The organism is Clostridium sp. DSM 8431 (assembly GCF_900116755.1).
GTDB lineage: Bacteria > Bacillota > Clostridia > Clostridiales > Clostridiaceae > Clostridium.
The window spans coordinates 1-22,217 of record NZ_FPBY01000045.1 but is presented as its reverse complement, the minus strand read 5'-3'; the positions used below and the strand labels follow the sequence as shown (position 1 = coordinate 22,217).

Here is a 22,217-nt window from a genome sequence, read left to right as displayed (position 1 = left end):
ACGGAGTTCCGGCTAATCCTGTTTTGCTTGAATACTACAATAAGTTAATTAAATCAAAACCTAAAAAAGTAGCTATTGGAGCTATAATGCACAAATTAATTAACCACTTTTTTGCAATACTTAGGGATAAAAAGCCCTTTGAATTACGATTACCTGAAGTACATAAAAAATTATATTTAAATAGTAATTTACACGAAGTAATATAACATATAATTTAAAACTCACTCTTGTCCATTATTCGTAAAATAGTAATGATTTATTAAGTGTACCCTTTTTTAAAAAATTAATTTTTAAAATTTTTTATTTTTTTGTATAACTGGTCTAGACATTAAAAAAAGCCTGCCAAAATAATAAGCAAGCTAAGTTAATAAAACACTTTATATTCCGCTTCCCTACGTTGGTATTAACCACATCAGGTTTAAAGAGTTAGGACCTTTTCCTTCTCAGCCAAATTGGCACCCCTAGCTTACGTCTATATGTTACTATATTTATTTTTCATTTTCAACTTTTTCTATTTTTTTAAAACAATTCAACAGGTATTTTTCACTTAAATTTAACAAAAAGTACCGCCCTAAGATAATAATCTTAGGACGGCTTATATGGTCAAATTATTTGTTATTGGCTATTATTATTTTTTCTTATTTTTTTTAACTTCTTTTTTAGCTTCTTCTCTTCCATTAAAAGCTGTTATATACATTTCTTTTATTTCACTTATTAATGGATATCTTGGGTTAGCTCCTGTACATTGATCATCAAAAGCTTGTTCTGACATTTCATCAAGTTTTTCAAAGAATTTAGTTTCATCAACCCCAGCTTCTCTTATTGTCTTTGGCATTTCAACCTTAGCTTGTAATTCTTCTATAGCTTTGATTAATAATTCTACCTTTTCTTCTTCAGTATTTCCACCAAGATTTAAAGCATCAGCTATTTTAGCATATCTTTCTCCTGCATTTGGATATTTATATTGAGCAAACGCTGCTTGTTTAGTTGGTGCATTACATGCATTAAATCTTATTACTTCGTTTAGTAATAATGAGTTAGCCATACCATGTGGTAAGTGGTGATATGCTCCTAATTTATGAGCCATTGAGTGGCAAACTCCTAAGAATGCATTACTAAATGCCATACCTGCCATACATGATGCATTAGCCATCTTTTCTCTAGCTTCTTTATTTGTTGAACCTTCTGAGTAAGCAAGTGGTAAGTTTTCAAATACTAACTTAATAGCTTCTATTGCTAAACCATTTGTAAATTCAGATGCCATTGTTGATACATAAGCTTCCATTGCATGAACTAATACGTCAATACCTGCACAAGCTGTTAATCCCTTAGGTGAAGTCATCATAAGTTCTGGATCTACGATTGCCATATCTGGAGTTAATTCGTAATCTGCTAATGGATATTTAATTCCTGTCTTTTCATCAGTTATAACTGCAAATGGAGTTACTTCTGAACCTGTACCTGCTGAAGTTGCTACAGAAACCATCATTGCTTTATCACCCATATGTGGGAATGTGTATATTCTCTTTCTAATGTCCATAAATCTCATAGCTAAATCTTCAAATCTTACTTCTGGATGTTCATATAATACCCACATAATCTTAGCAGCATCCATTGCTGATCCACCACCAAGTGATATAATTACGTCTGGGTTAAAGTCTTGCATTTCTAAAGCTCCTGCCTTAGCACTTGCAAGTGTTGGATCTGGTTCTACATCTGAGAATATCTTATATTGAATTCCATCTCTGTCTAATATATCTGTAATCTTCTTAGTATATCCAAAGTTGAATAAGAACTTATCAGTTACTATAAATGCTTTCTTTTTACCCATATCCTTTAATTCACTTAAGGCAAATGGTAAGCATCCATATTTGAAGTAAACTTTTTCTGGTACTCTAAACCAAAGCATATTTTCTCTCCTTCTAGCTACTGTTTTAACATTAATTAAATGTTTTGGACCAACATTTTCTGAAACTGAGTTTCCTCCCCAAGATCCGCATCCTAAAGTTAATGATGGTGCTAATCTAAAGTTGAATAAGTCCCCAATAGCTCCTTGTGATGATGGCATGTTTATTAATGTTCTAGATGTTTTTACTCTATTTCCGAATTCATTTATTCTATCAGTGTTAGCTTCATTTGTATAAAGTATTGAAGTATGCCCCATTCCTCCATAAGCTAATAGCTTTTCTGCTTTTTCTAACGCTTCTGAGAAATCTTTAACTTTATACATAGCTAAAACTGGTGATAACTTTTCATGAGATAATGGTTCTTCTGAACCTATTTTGCTAACTTCTGCAACTAATATCTTAGCTGACTTAGGTACTTCTACTCCTGCAAGCTTAGCTATATCATAAGCTGAGTGACCAACCATATTAGCATTTAATGCACCTTTATCATTTAATACTATTTTTCTTACCTTTACTACTTCATCAGAGTTTAATATATAAGCCCCTCTATCAGCTAATTCCTTCTTAACTGCATCGTATACCTTATCTACTACTACTATTGATTGTTCTGATGCACAGATAACTCCATTATCAAATGTCTTTGAAAGTAATATTGAGTTTGCTGCCATTTTTATATCTGCTGTTTCATCTATAATTGCTGGACTGTTTCCTGCTCCAACTCCTAATGCTGGTGTTCCTGATGAGTAAGCTGCCTTAACCATTCCTGGGCCACCTGTAGCTAATATAATATCAGCTTCTGCCATAACTTGTTGTGATAATTCAACTGATGGTTCATCAATCCATCCAATTATTCCTTCTGGTGCTCCAGCTTTAACTGCTGCATCTAAAACAACTCTTGCTGCTTCAATTGTTGCTTTCTTTGCTCTTGGATGTGGAGAAATGATAATTGCATTTCTTGTTTTTAATGATATTAATGTTTTGAATATTGCTGTTGATGTTGGGTTAGTAGTTGGTACTATTGCAGCTACAACTCCAATTGGTTCAGCTATTTTTGTTACTCCAAATACATTGTCTTCTTCAAGAACTCCGCAAGTTTTCATATCTTTATATTGATTATAAATATATTCTGCTGCAAAGTGGTTCTTTATAACCTTATCTTCAACTATTCCCATTCCTGTTTCTTCAACTGCTATTTTTGCAAGTCTTATTCTTTCATTATTTGCAGCCAAAGCAGCTTGTCTAAAAATTTCATCTACTTGTTCTTGAGTATATGTTGCAAACTTTTCTTGTGCCTCTTTTAATTGTTTGATTCTTTGTGTTAATTCTTGTGCATTTGTTACTTTCATTGTTACTACCTCCAAAAAAGAGTTTTAAAATTTATTTTTTATTTGTGATTATTTTGTCAATCTCTATGGTTTTATTGTATGATATAGTTAAATTTTTGTCAATATATTTTTCAAACAAATTTTATATTTTTTTATTTATCCATAAAAATCGAGTAAATACAACGCTTACACGTAATCAATTTTACATTTATTTTTCATTTTATTCTTTTCATTTCCGTTTTTTCCTTGTAATTATTTTAAAAAACTTTAAAATGTGAATTTTTTTTAACAATGTGCAGTCAAATATTTTCATTTGTCTTCAACAAGATATTGATGTATAATTTTCCTATTAACCATTTATAAAGGAGGATATTATGCCAAGTTTAATACTAGAAGGTGGAACCTTCAGACCAATCTTTAGCGCTGGTGTTATGGACGCTCTTTTAGATAACGATATAACATTTCCTTACTGCATTGGTGTATCTGCTGGAATAACAAATGGAATATCATACTTATCTAAGCAATATAAAAGAAACTTAGAAATTCTTGAAAAGTATAGATTAGATAAAAGATATTTAAGTGTAAGAAACTTTTTCAAATGTAAGAGTATATTTGGAATAGAATTTGTTTTTGATGAAATTCCAAACAAACTTAATCCTTTCGATATGGATGCTTTTAAAAAATATGAAGGTACTGCTCTTGCAGGAATAACTAATGCTTCTACAGGAAAAACTGAATACATTGACTTAAAAGACTTAGATAGAAAATGTCTTCCTCTTAGAGCCACATGTGCTATTCCTTTCTTTTTCCCTGCTATAAAAATAAATAATGATTATTATTATGATGGAGGTTTATGCGATCCTATTCCAATTAAAAAAGCTATAGCCGATGGTAATGATAAACATTTAATTATTCTAACTAGGCCTAAAGAATATAGAAAAGAACTTTCAAAAAGTAATGTTTTTGCTGCAAAAGCATTAAAAAAGAAATATCCAAATTTAGTTGAGCCCCTTCTTACAAGACACCAATTATATAATGAAACAGTAAGATTTTGTGAAGAATTAGAACGTCAAGGAAAGGCAGTAATAATACGTCCTGATGCATCTCAAGCTATAGAAAGCTTTGAAAAAGATATTAAAAAAATACAAAAAGGATGGCAAGATGGGTATAATCAAGCCATAGAAAAAATGGACGAGATAAAAAAATTATTTCTATAATCAACTTAATTAAGGCAGTCACATTTTCATATGACTGCCTTTTTATTTTATCTGTATTCTTAAAACATATAAGGAAAGATTTCTTAAGATTATAAATATTTCTTTAATATAAATCTCCTAAGCCCACCATATTTTATTTTTTCTTTTTCAATAGTATATCCAAGCTTTTTAAAGGTATTTAAACTATATGTATTATCAGGATGCACAGTAACTGCAATAATCTTATTATTTTTCCTTGCTATAGATTCAAGCTCTTCGCATATTATTCTCTGCAGACCATTCCCCCTGAAATCTTCATGTACAAAAGTTGCTTCTATCTGTCCTACCTTTAGCAAATCTTCTTTGGGCAATTCCATATCGTATCCATAATTCTCAGCTTCATATCCTAAACTTATGTATACACCTAAAGCTACTAATCTATCACCCTCTACAAAACACCCAATAACTTTTCCTTCTTTAAGTTCAAAAAGAAATTCTTCTTTACTAGTTTCAAAATACCATTCTTTATTTTCTAACATTTCACTTATATGCTTTTGAAGTTTCATTATCTCATTTATATAAGTTTCATCTAATAACTTTAGTCTTCCCTTAAATTCTTTTTTATCTTTTCCTTTTAAGTTAATATATTTATCCATCTTGTGACCACCTGCCTTAATTTACAATATAAGAATATAATAATTATCTTATACTTATACTCTTAAAATCAAACCTATCTCCCCTATGGTTTGATTTTGAATATTCAAAAGGCTGACCATTATCTAAAAATGCTATTTGTTCAATTTGCAATATAGGAATATTTTCTTCCATCATAAGCTCTTTCTTTTCCAAATTTGATGGTATTAATGCTCTTACTGTCCTATGGGCACTTTTTATTTTTAAATTCAATTTTTCTTCTATGTAATTATAAATAGATCCTTTCAAGACTTCCTTCTTAACTCCAGATATAACATCTATAGGCATGTAAGTATATTCAAGGACGAAAGGTTTTTCATCTGCATATCTTACCCTACATATATAATAAACAAAATCATCCTTCTCCATCTTTAATTTATTTGCAATTTCCTCTGATGGATTAACAACTTTAAATTCTATTATTTTAGAAGTAACTTTTTCTCCCTTATGACTATCAGAGAAACCGTTAAATTGTTTTGAAGTACTTATATCTTTTATTTCCGTATAATCCACATCTTTAACAAAGGTTCCAGCACCTCTTCTTTTAACTACACTCCCATTCATAACAAGCTTATCCATTGCCTTTTTTATAGTTATTCTGCTTACATTATATTGTATACACATTTCTTTTTCCAAAGGAAGCTGATCATTAGCTGAATACTCGCCATTATTTATTTTTTTCTGAATATCCAAAGCAATCTGTTCATACTTTAACATAACAATACTCCCCCTATTTTTTATTTATATTATATCATCTTATTCACATATATAAAATTGAATATATTCTACTTTTTGTCATCAAAATAACTTAAGACATATATTTATAATAATAGTAATATTATTATAGGAGTTTTTATGGAAAATATTCTAGATAAGCTTTCAGAGATTGAAAAAGTTATTGGTAATACGCCAATGATAGAGATTTCTTTTTTATACAAAAATAAAGTATGTAAGATTTACTCTAAGCTAGAATCTTTTAATTATACAGGAAGCATTAAAGATAGAATGGCCTTATATATATTAAAAAGAGCATATTCAGAAGACAGAATAAGAAATAATTATACAATTGTTGAAGCTACAAGTGGTAACACAGGAATTTCTCTAGCTGCTATAGGTTCCTATCTTGGAAATAGAACTAAAATATATATGCCTGATTGGATGAGTTCTGAAAGGAAGCTAATTTTAAAAAGCTTTGGTGCTGAGCTTAAATTAGTTTCTAAAGAAGAAGGCGGTTTTCTTCAATGTATTGTAAAAACTATAGAAGAATCTAATAATAATAACAATATATTTCTTCCTTCGCAATTTTCTAATGAAGATAATTCATCTGCCCATTATCTTACAACAGGTCCTGAGATAATAAACAAGTTTTGTTCTTCAAATCTAAAGCCTAATGCCTTTGTATCAGGTGTTGGAACTGGAGGAACACTAATGGGTGTAGGTAAGTTTTTAAAGGAATATGACTCAAGCACTAGAATTTATGCTATCGAACCTAAGAGCTCCCCTACCCTCTCTACAGGAACAATTGTAAAGGAACACAGAATACAAGGAATCGTTGATGAATTTGTACCACCTTTATTTAAAAGAGCTAAAATAAATTCTATTCTTCCTATAGATGACGGAGATGCAATTATTATGGCTCAGAAGCTATCATCTTGTTTAGGTCTTGGCGTTGGAATATCTTCAGGAGCAAATTTTTTAGGTTGCATTAAAGCTTTAGATATACTTGGTCTTGATTCTGTTATTTGCACAATTTTCCCTGATGATAATAAAAAATATCTAAGTACTGATCTTATGAAAACAGAACCTATTAAAGATGATTTTATATCATCTAAGATAGAGCTTCTTGATTTAAATGTTCTATAGAAAGCTAAAGCTGTACCCAAAATTTGAGTACAGCTCTTTTTTTATAAGGTTCCAAAACCAAATCTTACATCTTTAGCAGTATGAGAATCTGATCCATATATTTTTTCAATTCCATATTTATCAATAAGCTCATTTAAGATTCCTGATGGATAAACTTCCCCGCAGTATTTCTTTCTAACCCCTGCTGTATTATAATCCACAGAATATCCACCCTTTTGTATTTCTAAAGCTACCCTTTTTAACATTTCTTCATTCTTATAATTATAAGGATATACAATATTAAATATTCTAACTAAGGCTGGATGTCCTACTCTTTTGGCTTTAAACCCATTAAGATCTGCATTAATAGATTTAATAACAGTCTCATAATACAAATTATATAAGTTTTCTAAGGAGCCTGTAATATTTATTAATTCTTCATATCTCTCTGTGCTATAATCAAGACAATAGTACTTATCTTTATATTTAATAAAATGTACTGATATTATTGAGTCTTCAAAATCATCCTTAAACTTTTCAAGAATTTTGGCAGTTTCCTCTTCTAACCCTTCAAGATAATCAATTTCAGCTCCTATAAGTATTTTAATTTTATCCTTATACTTTTCCTTAATTCTTTTAACTTCTTCTATATATAAAGCAAAATTTTCTTCATCAGGAGCAGATTCATCAATAATATTTTCATCAATAAATCCTTTTGGTAGTGGAAGATGCTCTGTAAACGTAATCTCCCCTAACCCCTCTTCTAATGCTTTTTCTACATACATTTCTAAGCTGTCCTTAGTACCATGTGGACAAAATGGTGAATGAATATGACCATCTTTCTTTATATTAATCATGCTAACCCCTCCGTTTTTCTAAGTTTTTTCTTTAAGTCTTTATCTAATACTTCTATATAATCAATAGTAAAAGGTATATACTTTTCCATATCTTTTATATAATTTTCACTAAAATATTGTTTATTTAATGCAATATTGCATACTATCATTATAATACAATTACTTATCATTACCTTTTTTAAATTTTCTCTATTTTCAAGGAATCTTGTATTATTAAATAAATCATATACATAATTTATAAGTTTATTAATAATTACATCTAAATAATACTTTTCAGCCACCTGAGTCATAATAGTTGAATAATTATCTTCCTTTAAATCTTGAAAATCATCAATAAGCTGAAGCAATGTTCCATAATTTATACAAAACTCTTTTTCTAAATCATTTAAATCTCCTTTTATTAAATACCCATCTACTAGTACTGAAGTACCACCTTTTTCAATTGAAATATCTAATATATCAGCTTCATATGGAATATACATTTTTCCTTGCTGCTTAATACTTTTAACTTGGCTTTTATATATATCAATTAAGCTTCTATATACACCTTGGTATTTGCTTCTTTCATAATCATCTTCAATATAATTTATTAACTTATATATCTTTTCTTCTAGTTCATTTTCTAAGTGTATTTTTTCTCCTTTAACCATTAAGTACAACTTTTCATTAAACTCATCTTTTTCTTCGTTTGTTATATTGTTATCATCAAGAAAATTATCACTATATGGATATACCATGCTATATGCAAAAATAGATTTCTTAAGACATATTTTTTCTCCTAATAAGTCCTGTAAAATTCCAACTATCCATACATTTCTTAAAGCCTGAAATACTGAATCTTTTTCTATCTTTGAATCAAACTCTCTAGCTCTATATAAAAACTCTCTATTCATGTTTATCATACAATCTAATTCATAAGTATCAAGTCCACTTAAATTAAAGATTTCATCATTCTTTATAAACGACTTAATAATACTTATAATCTCTTCTTCCCACAAAGCCTGCTTAGATGTGTCTATAGGTCTTTTTTTCATATGTTTCTCTATTTTCTTTATAAAGCTGCTCATATTTTTTTCATTATTTTTCTTTTCATGAACATCATATTCTCTAATATTACATTCTAATTTATTACCTTGAATAAACCATTTTTTTCTCGCCTTATTATACATAAATAAAATCTCCCGTTTTTTATCTTAAAATCATACCTTTATATGGTTTCAAATGAACATTGACTTGTTTATTTAATACTGATATTTTTTCCCCTGTCAATTCATCTAAAAGAGTTGCCTTATTGCAATTAAATTGAATATTAGAAGGTTTTTCTGATAAGTTCAAAAGAATATATACCTCTTCACCTTCAAAACACCTACTAAATACATACTGCTCATTTCTTATTAAAATTTGTTTATAATCTCCATACTTTAAGGCTTTTAAAGTTTTTCTTATATTTCCAAGCTTCTTTATATGTTCATATAAATTTTTATTATCACTTACAATATTATTTAAATCTAAACTAATTCTTAAATCATCATCTGAATTTTTTTGTTTAACTCCTTCAATCCCCCACTCACTTCCATAATATATAGCTGGTATTCCTGGCATAGTAAATAAAAGAGTATATACATTTTCTAAGTAGTCTTTTTTTCTTAATGTACTAGCTATTCTATTTACATCATGATTATCTACAAAATTATATAGATCTATATCTTTATATATAGCATAATCCCCTTTTTGCCTGTTTATTGAATATGCTATTTCAAAGTAATTTTTGTCATTATGAGATGAATATATACCTTTGTAACATTCGTAATTTGTTACAGAGTGAAGCATATCATTATTTGCCCATAGCTTATAATCTCCATGGATAACTTCTCCCATAAGCCAGAAATTCTTTTTCTTTCCCTCACAATACCTTCTTAAACTTCTAAAAAAATTTCTATCCATATAATCAGCAGCATCAATACGTAGCCCATCTATGGCAAATTCATCTATCCAAAAGGATATACATTTAAATATATACTCCTTAACTTCTTCATTCATAATATTTAATTTAACTAATGAATAATGACCATTCCATCCTTCATAAGTAAAACCATCATCTTTATATATTTCATTTCCAAACCTTATATTCTGAAACCAATTTATATACTTTGATTTTTCTTTATTTTTTCTTAAATCTTCAAAGGCCCAAAATTCTCTTCCAACATGATTAAATACTCCATTTAAAATTATTTTTATATTATTTTTATGAAGCTCACTACATACCATTTTAAATTCTTCATTTGTTCCAAGCCTCTTATCTAATTTTAAATAATCCTTTGTATCATATCCATGAGTCATTGATTCAAAAACTGGTCCTAAGTATACAGCATTTACAGACATACTCTTCATATGAGGTATCCACTCTATAATTTTTTTTATCCTATTTACTGAATTAACTTCATTATTTGTCTTAGGACATCCACAAAAGCCCAAAGGATAAATGTGATAAATAATACAATCCTTAAACCACTCAGTCATAATACTCTCACACCTCGTTCTTATTTTTTTCTATTTTAACATATATTTCAATTATTAAAAATTAATATTATATAATTATTCACTTATTCTATTTAATATAATTTTTTATTGATTTTTCTCTACACCAGTCATCGTTTACATTTATTGCAAATTAGTTTATAATAAAAAATGAAAGGAATAATTTCTCTTTATTTGTTTAAACTAATTTTGCTTAATTTATTATATAGGAGGGATAATTTTATGAAATATGATAATAGTAAATTACAGCCATGGATTAAATTCACTAGACTTTTTGAATCTATTTCATGTATAACAAGGATTTCTGCTCATAACTTTAGAAATAATTCAAACTTAAATAAGAGCTTACGTAATTTTTATGTATCTACAATAGATATAGACAATGCCTTTACCCGTACTTGTTACGATATCCGTAATGGTAAAAGTCCAAATGTTAATCTGTGTGATTTTAATATTCCAGACCTTTCTCCTACTTGCTTAAATAATGTTGACGAACTAAAGAAACTTCTTTCTGAAACAATAATTGAAACAAAGGAGCCTCTTAATTTAATATTAAGTGATATACCAGAAAACACTGAAAGCAAACTTAGTTATTTAGAAAAACCAATAAAGAACTTTTTATCATCAGTTGAGGATATCAAGGGACTTCTTTAATTCATAATTAAACTTTTGTATACATACTATCTATAGAAGAGGTGATAATTATGTCTAAATTCTTAAACGACAGCTTAACTGAATTTACTTATTTAATGGAAAGAATCTCTATAGTAACAAAAGAATTTTCAAACAAATTAGATAAAGATGATGATTTATATTGTTTAATTCATGAAATATACAAAAGTACTCAATCTATAAATTATGAATTTGTGAAGTTATGCTATAACATAAGGTCTGATAATACAATTAAAATTGATATTCCAGGAATAAACAACATTAATATTCCTATAGAAAAGATAAAAGATATATCAGAATATATAAATTTTATAAAAGATAGCTGTATTAACTTAAAAGACTCATATAAAATAATAAATTTGTCTTCTAAAAAATACTGCAAAGATTTGAATAATGAGTTATCTAAATTCAGAGCTTTAATTAATGAATTAGATCTAAAAAAAATAAGCTGACAATACTTTAAGTGTCAGCTTATTTTACTACTATCTATTATTTAAATCTATATAACTTCTTCTATCTGCTACATTCATATAAGCAGGACGTATTATTTTATCTGTATTAATTAGTTCTTCTATTCTATGAGCACTCCAGCCAACTATTCTTGCCATAGCAAATAATGGTGTGAATAATTCAGTTGGAAGACCCAGCATTCTATATACAAATCCGCTATAGAAATCCATATTAGCACTAACACCCTTATAAGTTTTTCTTTCTTCTGCAATTACTTTTGGTGCAAGTTTTTCAACTAAAGAATATAATTTATATTCCTTTGTAAATCCTTTTTCTTCTGATAAATCTTCTACAAACTGCTTAAATATTTTAGCTCTTGGATCTGATAATGAATATACAGCATGGCCCATTCCATAAATAAGTCCTGATCTATCAAATACTTCCTTATGAAGAAGAGCTCTTAAATATGAACTTACTTCATCTTCATCCTCCCAATTTTTAACCGTTTTTTTCATATTATCAAACATTTGAGCAACTTTAATATTGGCTCCTCCATGCTTAGGCCCCTTTAATGAACCTAATGCAGCTGCTATTGCTGAATAAGTATCAGTTCCTGATGAAGAAACAACATGAGTTGTAAATGTTGAATTATTTCCTCCTCCATGTTCTGCTTGAAGTACTAAAGCCAAATCAAGTATTCTTGCTTCAAGTTCTGTATATTTACTATCACTTCTAAGCATATATAATATATTTTCAGCTGTAGAAAGTTCTGGTCTTGGTGTATGAATAATAAGACTGTTTTCATTATAGTAATGATCATAAGCTTGATATCCATATACAGATAATAAAGGAAATAACGCAATAAGCTGAAGACTTTGTCTTAATACATTTTCTATACTTGTATCATCTGCATTATTATCATAAGAATATAAAGTCAAAACACTTCTTGCAAGAGTATTCATCATATCAAAGCTAGGTGCCTTCATTATTATATCTCTAACAAAAGATGTAGGAAGACTTCTATAGTTTGCTAAAATACTATTAAAATTTTCAAGTTTATCTTTATCTGGAAGTTCTCCTAAAAGCAATAAATACGCTGCTTCTTCAAAGCCAAATCTTTTTTCCTTAATAAATCCTGAAACTAACTCTTCTATTTTTATCCCTCTATAATATAATTCCCCTTCACAAGGAACGGTTTTTCCATCTACAATTCTTTTAGAATTAATTTCAGATATTTCTGTCAAACCAGTAAGTACACCTTTTCCGTTTATGTCTCTAAGCCCTCTATTAACTTCATACTTTCTGTATAAAGCTTCTTCAATAGAGCTATTTTTTTTACATATATTTTTTAAATTAATAATATCTGCTGTGACTTTTGAAAAGTTATTTTGCACATACTCCACCCTTTCCCATTTTTTATTTTTTTATTTATATAAACTATATTTTACCATTTAAATAACAAAAGGACTACTTTTTTTTGCAATCCTCCATTAAATATGTTCTTTTTTTATCGTTTTAATATATGCACTTCTAGCTTTTCTACCTTGTATATTATTAAAATTTATTATATTAGATACATTTTTAATATCTTCTTTTTCTAAATATTTTTCAGCTTTATATGTTTTTATGTACTTACTTAGTTCCTTTATTGATATAACCCCATCTTTGCATTTCACTCTTTTTATATTACTATTGCCACAAAAAACAACAATGGAATAAACAGATATATGCTTATATTTTTTTAGCAACGTTCTTATAGCATTAACATGGGTTCTATTCTGCCATAATGGACTATAAAAAGTATTACTTCGCCCATTTAATTTCTGTGTCCAATACTTAGATGAATCATCTCCAAATATAATTCCTGAATAGTTCTTAGTTTCAATAACAAAAACACCTTTGCTACATACAACTATATGATCTATCTGGGTTGTTATACTTTTATACTTAATTAATACATCATTGATTATAGTATATTCAGAAGGCAAGTTTTTCAGAACTCTTTTCACCTGATTTTCTCCTACTATACCCTTACTTTTAGCTGTGATTTTACCTTTACCCTTTGAAGATATTAAGCTTAGTATAAGAAGAGCTATTATAATAATTAAAAAGTTCATTTTTTCACTCCTAGTTTTATTATATATTAACAATTATAAATAATATCTCAACTTTTTTAAATATTTATTACTTTTTTACTTACATATTATTTTATATTTGACTTAATATGTATATAAATTTACAATATATTATATATGAAATTTGAAGGGAGTTTTACAATTGAACAAGAAGATTTTAGCATGTCTAGTAGTAGTTGTAGCTGCTATTGTTATCGCATTTGCTGTTTTTAATAAGAATTCTAATAATTCTAAAGAAGTAGCAACAACATCTACCACTGATGATTCAACTAAAGAAGATTCAAACTGTACAGAAGAAAATAATACTTCATCAACTGAGGAGTCAAAACCTGAAGAAAGTAAAAATGATAATAACGCTTCAGACCAAAGCAATAATTCTAATGATAATAATGAACAATCAACAAGTTCTAATACAGGTATTGATGAGAGTATAGATATTGATGCAGCTGCAAAAGCTGATATTGCAAAGACTCCAGAGGATGCAGTAAAAAAACTTCTTGATTTTTACTTAGGTGAAGAAGATTCTTATCTACAAAATATCTGTAAAGTAACAGTATCAAAAAATGATAATAATACTGTTACTGTAAGTAAAACTGATGGAGACAGTAATACTTATTATTCAAGTATAGCACCGCTTTCTGATACTACTAATGAAGGATTAATTATAACTATTGATAATTATGATGAAGGGACAAAAACTTATAGCTATACTTTAAAAAATTATGCTGAAGTAATATCTAATACTAATGATCATATTTTAGATAGTGGTAAAATTCCTGAAGAAGGAAATGTAATCTCAGATAACATAAAACATTAATATTGATTTATTGTTCTTCATTTTCTTCTTCAATGCTAGGAAAATTAATGTTAAATGGTACATCATAAATATTAATTTTCTTAGCATTATTTTTATTTCCATTAATTAAGTTACTAGAAATACTCACAATTCCATCAAACTTAAATTCACCTTCATATTTTTCTAAATAAATAGAGCCTTCTACTTCTGCTCTAATAGTATTATCTTCCCTTATAATATAATTTTTAACCTGAATATTTTTTATATCTTCTCTTTTAAGTTCTATAACTTCTTCGTAAAAATCCCCATCACTTTCTAGCAAAAAACAACCTTTATTTAGCATTTCATTTAAAGCTATATCTCCTATTATATTCTCATCTAAATTATTCTCTTTATAAATTTTATTATCTGAATTTACATTAATATTGTTAAGCTTCATATTATCTTTTTCATATAACACTTCACCAGTTACATTGCAATTTTGAAAAAATACACCATTAAAAAGCTTCAAATCTGCCGAAAAGCTTTTAATTTTATTAGTTGAATCAACTTCATCAATATTAATATTCTTAACTTTATTTATAACCTGTGGATAAAAATATTTATTATCATTAGTATAAAAACCCTCTTCTAACATAGAGTCCTCTACAAATTTTTCTATATCTTTCTTTTCATTTTCATTGTCACAAGTAGTAACTCCTCTATCCTTTAGCACGCTTTTTATTTCTTCACTATTACCTTTTTCTACACTGAAAACTTTTATAACTATACCTAATATAATTAATAAGGTTAAATAAACTGCAATTCTTTTTATGTTCAGCTTATCTTTTGTTATGTTTAAAATATTTTTATTTTTTTCTTTCATAACCTTCTCCTTATAAATATAAGATATATTTATTCTAATATTTTTTCCAGTTATTTTCCATATTTATTCATTACTTTTCCTTACAAATCTCTAGAAAGCTCTTTGCTATTGTTGATAAATACCTTTCTCTATTCCATATAGCTCCTAGCTGAGTATATAGTTCTTTTTCCTTAATAGCTTTATATATAAGTTCATCTCCTTTTATAAAATGAAGTGCTGATTTTGGTATTATTCCTATGCCAAGTCCAGCATTTGCCCACATTATAGTAGTTCTTGCATCATCATTTTCACAAAATATATCTAGTTTTATATCCTTCTTACTACAACATTCAAGAATTATATTTTTTAATCTTCTATATATAATGACCTTGCTGCCTTCTAATTCTTTTAAGGATATTTCATTATCCTTACTCCATTCAAATTCAGATTTCATTACAGCTACCAGTGGTTCTTCTTCAAAAAAATATCCTTCTATTCTATCCATATTAAAAGGTGTTCTTACTATAACTGCTTCTATAACTCCTGAATTTAATAATTCTAATAGTTCATATGTATTTCTTTCATGAATCTCAAATTTAACCTTAGGATATTCCTTATTAAACTTCATTATTTTATTTTTAAGTATCATAGCTCCAGAAGAAGAATTGGTACCTAAAGCAAAAGTGCCAGCAAGGCCATGCTCTATATTTTCTAATTCTTTCTTTGTTGACTCTGTAAGTTCTATAATATCCTTTGCTCTTTTATATAAAAGTTTTCCTGCCTCAGTTAAGGTAATATTTCTTGCACCTCTCTCCATAAGCTTCATTCCAAGTTCTTCTTCTAAAAGTTTCATTTGATTGCTTAAAGGAGGCTGAGATACATGGAGCTTCTTAGATGCCGCACTTATATTTCCCTCTTCCACTATGGTGACAAAATACTTGAGTTTCTTAATTTCCATCATATCCCCCTTATAAAACTATACACTTTGCGTATACTTAATATATATTCTAAATATTATTAATATACATTTCATTATGCTATAATAATTGAATAAAATCAAAATTTTAAAAAATAAAGGATATGAAAAGATGTTTAAACTAACGTACTACTTAAAAGATTTTAAAAAAGAAGTAATCCTTGGTCCTATATTTAAACTATTAGAAGCTGTTTTTGAACTAATAGTTCCTTTAGTCATGGCCAAAATTATTGATATAGGTATAGGTACTTCTAATTCAAACTATATTTTTAAGATGGGAGGTCTATTAATCTTATTTGCCTTTACAGGTCTTACATGCGCAATTATATGTCAATACTTTGCTTCAAGAGCATCTCAAGAAATTGGTACTAATATTAGAAACGACTTGTTTAAGCATATAAATTCACTTTCTCATAGCGAAATTGATAAAATAGGAACTGCAACCCTAATAACTCGTATCACTAATGATGTTAATATAATCCAAAATGCTATAGCTATGCTTATAAGACTTGCTTTTCGTGCACCATTCTTAATTATAGGTTCTACTATTATGGCAATGACAATTGACTTAAAGCTATCTATTATATTTTTAATAGCAACTCCATTTATAGCACTTGTTATATATATCATAATGTCAAAATCTATTCCCTTTTATTCAAAAATTCAAGGAAAGTTAGATCATATATCTTTACTTACAGGCGAAAACCTTGAAGGTGCTAGAGTTGTTCGTGCTTTTTCAAATGAAGAGTATGAAATGAAGAAGTTTTATAATGCTAGTGATGATTTATCTACTGAATCTATAAATGTTGGTAAGATTTCAGCTTTACTAAATCCAATAACCTCTTTAATAGCTAACTTTGCAATTATAGCAATATTATGGTTTGGAGGCGCAAATGTTAATTCAGGCTCTCTTCTTAGAGGAGATATAGTAGCTTTAATTAACTATATGAATTCTATTTTACTTACTCTTATAGTATTAGCTAACTTAATAGTTCTTTTTACAAAGGCTTTTGCCTCTATTAAAAGAGTTAGAGAGATTTTTGAAATTCAATCTTCTATTACTGAAGAAAGTGTTATAGAAACTAAAAAAGTAAATTCATCAAAGATTACTTTTAATAATGTTTTCTTCCATTTTAATGATTCAAATGAATATTCCCTTTCTGATATAAATGTTTCAATTGAACCTGGAGAAACAATAGGAGTTATTGGTGGAACTGGTTCTGGAAAATCAACTTTCGTAAATCTTATTCCACGTTTTTATGATGCATCAGAAGGTTCTGTTTTAGTTGATGGTATAGATATTAAAGGTTATAAACTTAAAGACTTAAGAAAAAAAATCAGCATTGTTCCTCAGCATTGTGTTTTATTTTCAGGAACTATAAGATCAAATCTTACTTTAGGTAATGAAAATGCTTCAGATGAAGAAATAGCTAATGCATTAGATATTGCACAAGCTTCAGAGTTTGTAAATAAACTACCTGAAAAATACGACACTATAGTATCTGAAGGTGGTAAAAACCTTTCTGGAGGACAAAAGCAAAGATTAACCATTGCAAGAGCTCTTTTATGTAATCCTGAAATATTAATATTAGACGATAGTTCAAGTGCTTTAGACTTTGCAACAGATGCTCTTTTAAGAAAAGCTCTTAGAGAAAAAACTAAAGATATGACTGTTATTATGGTATCCCAAAGAGCAAGTACTGTAAAAACTGCTGATAAAATCATTGTATTTGATAATGGTGAAATTAAAGGTGTAGGAACTCATGATTACCTATTTGATAACTGTGAAGTTTATAAAGAAATATGCCTTTCACAACTTTCAGAAAAGGAGGTAGCCTTATAATGCAAAAACAGTTATTAAAAAGATTATTAATTTACATAAAACCATATAAATTTTACTTAATAATTTCTCTTTTAAGTGCTTTATTAAGTGTAATAATTACTCTTCTTAATCCAATTTTAATAGGTAAGGCTATAGACTGTATTATTGGTGTTAATAATGTGAATTTCACAAGGATATTAAAAATCACATTAGTTCTTGCTTCAAGTATCATTATTGGATCACTCTTTCAATTAATAATGACTAGATGTACTAATAAGATTACATATAACACTGTAAAAGATATTAGAGTTGATGCTTTTAATAAGTTAAATTCAATACCATTAAAATATATAGATTCTCATTCACATGGAGATATTATAAGCAGAGTAATAAATGATATTTCACAAATATCTGACGGACTTTTAAATGGTTTCTCTCAATTATTCACTGGAGTAATAACTATACTTGGTACTTTAGCTTTTATGCTTTCAATTAACGTATATGTTGCTCTTGTTGTTATAATAATTACACCTTTATCATTATTTGTTGCTTCATTTATAGCCAAACATTCTCACGATATGTTCTTAAAACAATCAAAGATTCAAGGTGAACTTACTGGATATATTGATGAAATGATAGGTAATCAAAAAATAGTAAAATCTTTTTCTTATGAAGATAAGGCACAAAAAAAGTTTGAAGAAATTGATGAGAAATTATCTATATGTGGATTTAGAGCTCAATTTTATTCTGCACTTACTAATCCATCAACAAGATTTGTAAACAGTATAGTTTATGCAGCTGTTGGAGTTATAGGCTCACTTTTTGCTTTAAAAGGAACCTTAACTGTAGGACAGATTTCATCTTTCCTTTCTTATGCAAATCAGTACACAAAACCTTTTAATGAAATTTCAGCTGTATTTACTCAATTTCAAGCTGCTCTTGCTTCAGCTGGAAGAATATTTGAAGTATTAGATTTAAAAGATGAAGTTAAAGATTCTGATGCCGCAATAGATTTAAAAACAGCTAATGGAGATATAAAAATTGAAAATGTAGATTTCTCATATGATAAATCAAAGAAATTAATTAAAAATTTCAATCTTCATGCTAAACCTGGAGATAGCATAGCCATTGTCGGTCCTACTGGTAGTGGTAAATCAACTTTAATTAATTTATTAATGAGATTCTATAATATAGATTCAGGAAAAATCAAAATAGATGATAATGATATGGACACTATAAAAAGATCAAGTACAAGAAAACTTTATGGAATGGTTCTACAAGATACATGGCTACAATCAGGTACTGTTAGAGAAAATATAGCTTACGGAAATAAAGATGCTTCTTTCGATGAAATAATTGAAGCCGCAAAATCTGCCCATGCACATGAATTTATAAAAAGATTACCTAATGGCTATGATACTGTAATTTCAAATGCTGGAGGAAACCTTTCTCAAGGTCAGAAACAGCTTTTATGTATTGCAAGAGTAATGCTTACAAAGCCTCCTATGCTTATATTAGATGAAGCTACAAGTAATATAGATACTCGTACTGAAATTTATATACAAAAAGCATTTAATAAAATGATGGAACACCATACAAGTTTTGTAGTAGCTCATAGATTATCTACTATACGTGATGCCGACTTAATTTTAGTACTAAAAGATGGTCATATTATAGAGCAAGGTAATCATGAAGCCCTTCTTAATAAAAAAGGCTTCTATTACAAACTTTATAACAGTCAATTTGCTGTAGAATAATAAAAATTAGCATATAAGATAACTCTTATATGCTAATTTTCATTTAGAAAACAACCTCTATTTTATTTTTATTTAAGAACTCTTTCCATTCTTCATCTGGTTCTCTATCAGTAATTATGATATCCAAATCCTTAAAATCAAACATTTTAACAAGAGATGATTTATTAAATTTAGTATGATCGACTAAGAGTATAGTTTTATCTGCTTGTTTTTTCATGATTTTCTTTATTTCTGACTCTGCTTCATTAGCTTCTAAAATTCCTTTTTTCATATCAATTGCATTACAGCTAAGTAAAGTAATATCCACATTATAATTTAATAATGTATTTTTAGTTATAGGTCCCTGCAGAGATTTTAAATTTTGCTTTAAATTCCCTCCTGTAGCTAAAACATTTACATAAGAATCACTTAATTCCATTAACCCTTCTACAGAGTTAGTTATTACAGTAACATCATTTCTGTTTTTAATAGTACTCAATAATTCTAGTACAGTTGTACTTGAATCTGCAGCTATTGTAATACCTGGAGCAATATATTCTAAGGCTTTTAATACTATATCTCTCTTTAATTCTTCATTTATCCTAGTTCTTCTAGGAAACTGAATATCTTCATTTCCAGTATTAGAGTTTAATATTGCTCCTCCATAAGTCCTTGTTACTAATCCCTCTTTTTCAAGCTTTTCTAAATCTCTTCTTATTGTTTCTTCTGTAACATTGAATTTTTCACTTAATTTTGATACATATAATTTCTTTTCTATTTTTACAATATTCTTAATAATTTCCAATCTTTCCCTTGGTAACATTTCTTATCCTCCCTATACCATTTTCCGTACTATTTTTATATTTATTGCATCAATTGTTACTATATTTAAATTATACTCCATTTTACAATAAAAAAACATAATATTTTACATGTTTTATATATTTTGTAATAAAAACGTAAAAACTACTACCTTGTTACGGAAAATTTAAAGATGGTTTTACGTTTAAATTCTGTATCCTTTAATAATATTGAATCTTCAACAAACTTATTATTCTCACCAATTGGAAGGTTCTGAGTTTCAATACATATTGCACCTTGCTCCATCAAATGATTTCCATTAAATAAAATTTTATTTGAAGGATAATTGGTTGTATATATTACAGTAGCTTTACTATCTGTACTAACTTCCATAATTCTCCCAGACTTTTCATCCTCAAGCTTTATACAATTGTTATGTTCATCAAGAATCCATGGATGATCATATCCATTACCCCTATCTAGCTGATTATTATCTTCCCACAAATCTTTTTTTATAGTTTTTTCTTCTCTAAAGTCAAAAGGTGTATTTTCTACATTAAATATATTTCCATTAGGAGCTCCATCTTCTCTTATTTCTGCCACATTACTAGCTTTTATTTTAAGAGTATGATCTAAAATGTTACTCTTCATATTACCAGATAAATTAAAGTAAGCATGATTAGTCATATTTACTAATGTATCCCTATTACTTACTGCTGAATACTCAATAGAAAATTCATTGTTATTATTTAATGAATAAATAACTTTTACATCTAAATTTCCAGGATATCCTTCTTCTCCATCTATACTTCTATATTCTAAAATTAAGGAAACATTATTTTTACTTTCTAAGTGTTTATCACTCCATATTTTTTTATTAAAACCTACTTTTCCACCATGAAGTTGGTTTACACCAGCATTATTTATATTGAAATCGTATTCTTCTCCATTAATCTCAGCTTTTCCATCTGCAATTCTTCCAGCAGTTCTTCCTATTATTGAACCAGTATATGCATCATCATCAAAATAATCTTTCAACTCCTTCCACTTAACTACTACGTTCTCTTTTCGACCATATTTGTCAGGAACCATTATATCTGTTATTATTCCTCCTAATGTTAAGATTTTTATTTCTATATCATTATCATTTATTAATATATACTGATATATATTTTCATTATCTTTCTCTAAAACTTTTTTTCTAAATATTTTCATTATCTTTCTCCTCACAAATCATTTTAATTATATAATACCACTTTTTAAGTCAAAAAAAGGGGATGTAAAAAAAACTCTCCTAAAAAGAAAATCGCTGTAGGCATTAAACTTACAGCGATTTTTTGGTAAAATTAAATTATGATACCAAATAATTTTACTAATAATAATTTTATAACAAAACAATTAAAATTACCATTGGAAATCGAAAAAATTATTGATATTTCAGATCCGGTATATACTTTCTGTGATGTAATAGATCACATTGACCTAAAATCATATTTTGCAGGGGAAGGCTGCAAAACAGGTCGTCCAAGATGTGATTCAGAGAAATTACTTAAAGTTATACTATTCGCATTTATGCAGAACGGAATAAGTTCTTTAAGAGAATTAGAAGGTCTTTGCAAAACAGATA

Annotated in this window: 19 protein-coding genes, 2 pseudogenes and 1 riboswitch; of the genes and pseudogenes, 9 read left to right on the top strand and 12 right to left on the bottom strand. The window is 27.9% G+C overall.

All coding sequences use genetic code 11. From position 1 onward, the window contains the following. Positions 1 to 206, top strand: a pseudogene (locus tag BM384_RS17915) (IS110 family transposase); the annotation flags it as partial. 166 nt (positions 207 to 372) lie between these two features. Then, a riboswitch (TPP riboswitch) is annotated at positions 373 to 473 on the bottom strand. 155 nt (positions 474 to 628) lie between these two features. Here BM384_RS17915 and adhE read toward each other — a convergent pair. Next, positions 629 to 3,253, bottom strand: coding sequence for a bifunctional acetaldehyde-CoA/alcohol dehydrogenase (gene adhE / locus BM384_RS06455; RefSeq protein WP_090012248.1), 2,625 nt, complete (start codon positions 3,251 to 3,253; stop codon positions 629 to 631). A gap of 353 nt (positions 3,254 to 3,606) precedes the next feature. On the opposite strand from adhE, the gene BM384_RS06450 reads away from it, so the two are divergent. Continuing rightward, positions 3,607 to 4,449: a patatin-like phospholipase family protein gene (locus BM384_RS06450; RefSeq protein WP_090012246.1), complete on the top strand. Its 843-nt coding sequence runs from the start codon at positions 3,607 to 3,609 to the stop codon at positions 4,447 to 4,449. Between the two features lie 89 nt (positions 4,450 to 4,538). Here the strand turns inward: BM384_RS06450 and BM384_RS06445 are convergent, their stop codons facing one another. Together BM384_RS06445 and BM384_RS06440 are read right to left on the bottom strand one after the other, a co-directional pair. After that, positions 4,539 to 5,084 (bottom strand): GNAT family N-acetyltransferase, encoded by a 546-nt coding sequence (locus BM384_RS06445; RefSeq protein WP_090012245.1) that lies wholly within the window; start codon positions 5,082 to 5,084, stop codon positions 4,539 to 4,541. A 43-nt stretch (positions 5,085 to 5,127) separates the two neighbouring features. After that, entirely contained in the window at positions 5,128 to 5,838 is a 711-nt protein-coding gene (locus tag BM384_RS06440; RefSeq protein ID WP_090012243.1) for a GntR family transcriptional regulator, read from the bottom strand. Between the two features lie 138 nt (positions 5,839 to 5,976). Here BM384_RS06440 and BM384_RS06435 point away from each other — a divergent pair, with 138 nt between their 5' ends. Further along, positions 5,977 to 6,984: a PLP-dependent cysteine synthase family protein gene (locus tag BM384_RS06435; protein ID WP_090012241.1), complete on the top strand. Its 1,008-nt coding sequence runs from the start codon at positions 5,977 to 5,979 to the stop codon at positions 6,982 to 6,984. 41 nt (positions 6,985 to 7,025) lie between these two features. On the opposite strand, the gene hisJ is transcribed toward BM384_RS06435, so the two are convergent. From hisJ to BM384_RS06420, 3 genes are read right to left on the bottom strand one after another with little or no spacing between them, the layout of a single operon-like run. Then, entirely contained in the window at positions 7,026 to 7,820 is a 795-nt protein-coding gene (hisJ, locus tag BM384_RS06430; protein ID WP_090012239.1) for a histidinol-phosphatase HisJ, read from the bottom strand. Continuing rightward, positions 7,817 to 8,989, bottom strand: a complete 1,173-nt coding sequence (locus BM384_RS06425; RefSeq protein ID WP_090012238.1) for a hypothetical protein — start codon at positions 8,987 to 8,989, stop codon at positions 7,817 to 7,819. Before BM384_RS06425 ends, hisJ begins: the two co-directional genes overlap by 4 nt. Before the next feature lie 19 nt (positions 8,990 to 9,008). Continuing rightward, on the bottom strand, positions 9,009 to 10,340 hold the full coding sequence (locus tag BM384_RS06420) for an alpha-amylase family glycosyl hydrolase (RefSeq protein WP_090012236.1): 1,332 nt from the start codon (positions 10,338 to 10,340) through the stop codon (positions 9,009 to 9,011). A 240-nt stretch (positions 10,341 to 10,580) separates the two neighbouring features. Here BM384_RS06420 and BM384_RS06415 point away from each other — a divergent pair, with 240 nt between their 5' ends. Then, positions 10,581 to 11,012 carry a hypothetical protein gene (locus BM384_RS06415; protein ID WP_090012234.1) on the top strand — a complete coding sequence of 144 codons (432 nt, stop codon included), beginning with the start codon at positions 10,581 to 10,583 and terminating at the stop codon, positions 11,010 to 11,012. Positions 11,013 to 11,062: 50 nt separating this feature from the next. Continuing rightward, positions 11,063 to 11,482, top strand: a complete 420-nt coding sequence (locus tag BM384_RS06410; protein ID WP_090012233.1) for a hypothetical protein — start codon at positions 11,063 to 11,065, stop codon at positions 11,480 to 11,482. A gap of 30 nt (positions 11,483 to 11,512) precedes the next feature. Here the strand turns inward: BM384_RS06410 and BM384_RS06405 are convergent, their stop codons facing one another. Then, a complete protein-coding gene (locus tag BM384_RS06405; RefSeq protein WP_242945961.1) occupies positions 11,513 to 12,874 on the bottom strand; it encodes a citrate/2-methylcitrate synthase in 1,362 nt (453 codons plus the stop codon). Positions 12,875 to 12,970: 96 nt separating this feature from the next. Next, positions 12,971 to 13,597 (bottom strand): nuclease-related domain-containing protein, encoded by a 627-nt coding sequence (locus BM384_RS06400; RefSeq protein WP_090012229.1) that lies wholly within the window; start codon positions 13,595 to 13,597, stop codon positions 12,971 to 12,973. Between the two features lie 160 nt (positions 13,598 to 13,757). On the opposite strand from BM384_RS06400, the gene BM384_RS06395 reads away from it, so the two are divergent. After that, positions 13,758 to 14,432 (top strand): hypothetical protein, encoded by a 675-nt coding sequence (locus tag BM384_RS06395; RefSeq protein ID WP_090012228.1) that lies wholly within the window; start codon positions 13,758 to 13,760, stop codon positions 14,430 to 14,432. Between the two features lie 7 nt (positions 14,433 to 14,439). Here BM384_RS06395 and BM384_RS06390 read toward each other — a convergent pair whose 3' ends face one another. Next, a complete protein-coding gene (locus tag BM384_RS06390) occupies positions 14,440 to 15,276 on the bottom strand; it encodes a hypothetical protein (protein ID WP_090012226.1) in 837 nt (278 codons plus the stop codon). A gap of 70 nt (positions 15,277 to 15,346) precedes the next feature. Beyond that, a complete protein-coding gene (locus BM384_RS06385) occupies positions 15,347 to 16,213 on the bottom strand; it encodes a LysR family transcriptional regulator (RefSeq protein ID WP_090012225.1) in 867 nt (288 codons plus the stop codon). Positions 16,214 to 16,343: 130 nt separating this feature from the next. Between BM384_RS06385 and BM384_RS06380 the strand changes: the two genes are divergently transcribed. Both BM384_RS06380 and BM384_RS06375 read left to right on the top strand, forming a co-directional pair. Further along, positions 16,344 to 18,074 (top strand): ABC transporter ATP-binding protein, encoded by a 1,731-nt coding sequence (locus tag BM384_RS06380; protein ID WP_090012223.1) that lies wholly within the window; start codon positions 16,344 to 16,346, stop codon positions 18,072 to 18,074. Beyond that, on the top strand, positions 18,074 to 19,810 hold the full coding sequence (locus BM384_RS06375) for an ABC transporter ATP-binding protein (RefSeq protein ID WP_090012221.1): 1,737 nt from the start codon (positions 18,074 to 18,076) through the stop codon (positions 19,808 to 19,810). Before BM384_RS06380 ends, BM384_RS06375 begins: the two co-directional genes overlap by 1 nt. A 43-nt stretch (positions 19,811 to 19,853) precedes the next feature. Here BM384_RS06375 and BM384_RS06370 read toward each other — a convergent pair whose 3' ends face one another. Next, a complete protein-coding gene (locus tag BM384_RS06370) occupies positions 19,854 to 20,612 on the bottom strand; it encodes a DeoR/GlpR family DNA-binding transcription regulator (RefSeq protein ID WP_090012220.1) in 759 nt (252 codons plus the stop codon). 146 nt (positions 20,613 to 20,758) lie between these two features. After that, positions 20,759 to 21,805 carry an aldose epimerase family protein gene (locus BM384_RS06365; RefSeq protein ID WP_090012218.1) on the bottom strand — a complete coding sequence of 349 codons (1,047 nt, stop codon included), beginning with the start codon at positions 21,803 to 21,805 and terminating at the stop codon, positions 20,759 to 20,761. A 138-nt stretch (positions 21,806 to 21,943) separates the two neighbouring features. On the opposite strand from BM384_RS06365, the pseudogene BM384_RS06360 reads away from it, so the two are divergent. Continuing rightward, positions 21,944 to 22,217 (top strand): annotated as a pseudogene (locus BM384_RS06360) (IS1182 family transposase); the annotation flags it as partial.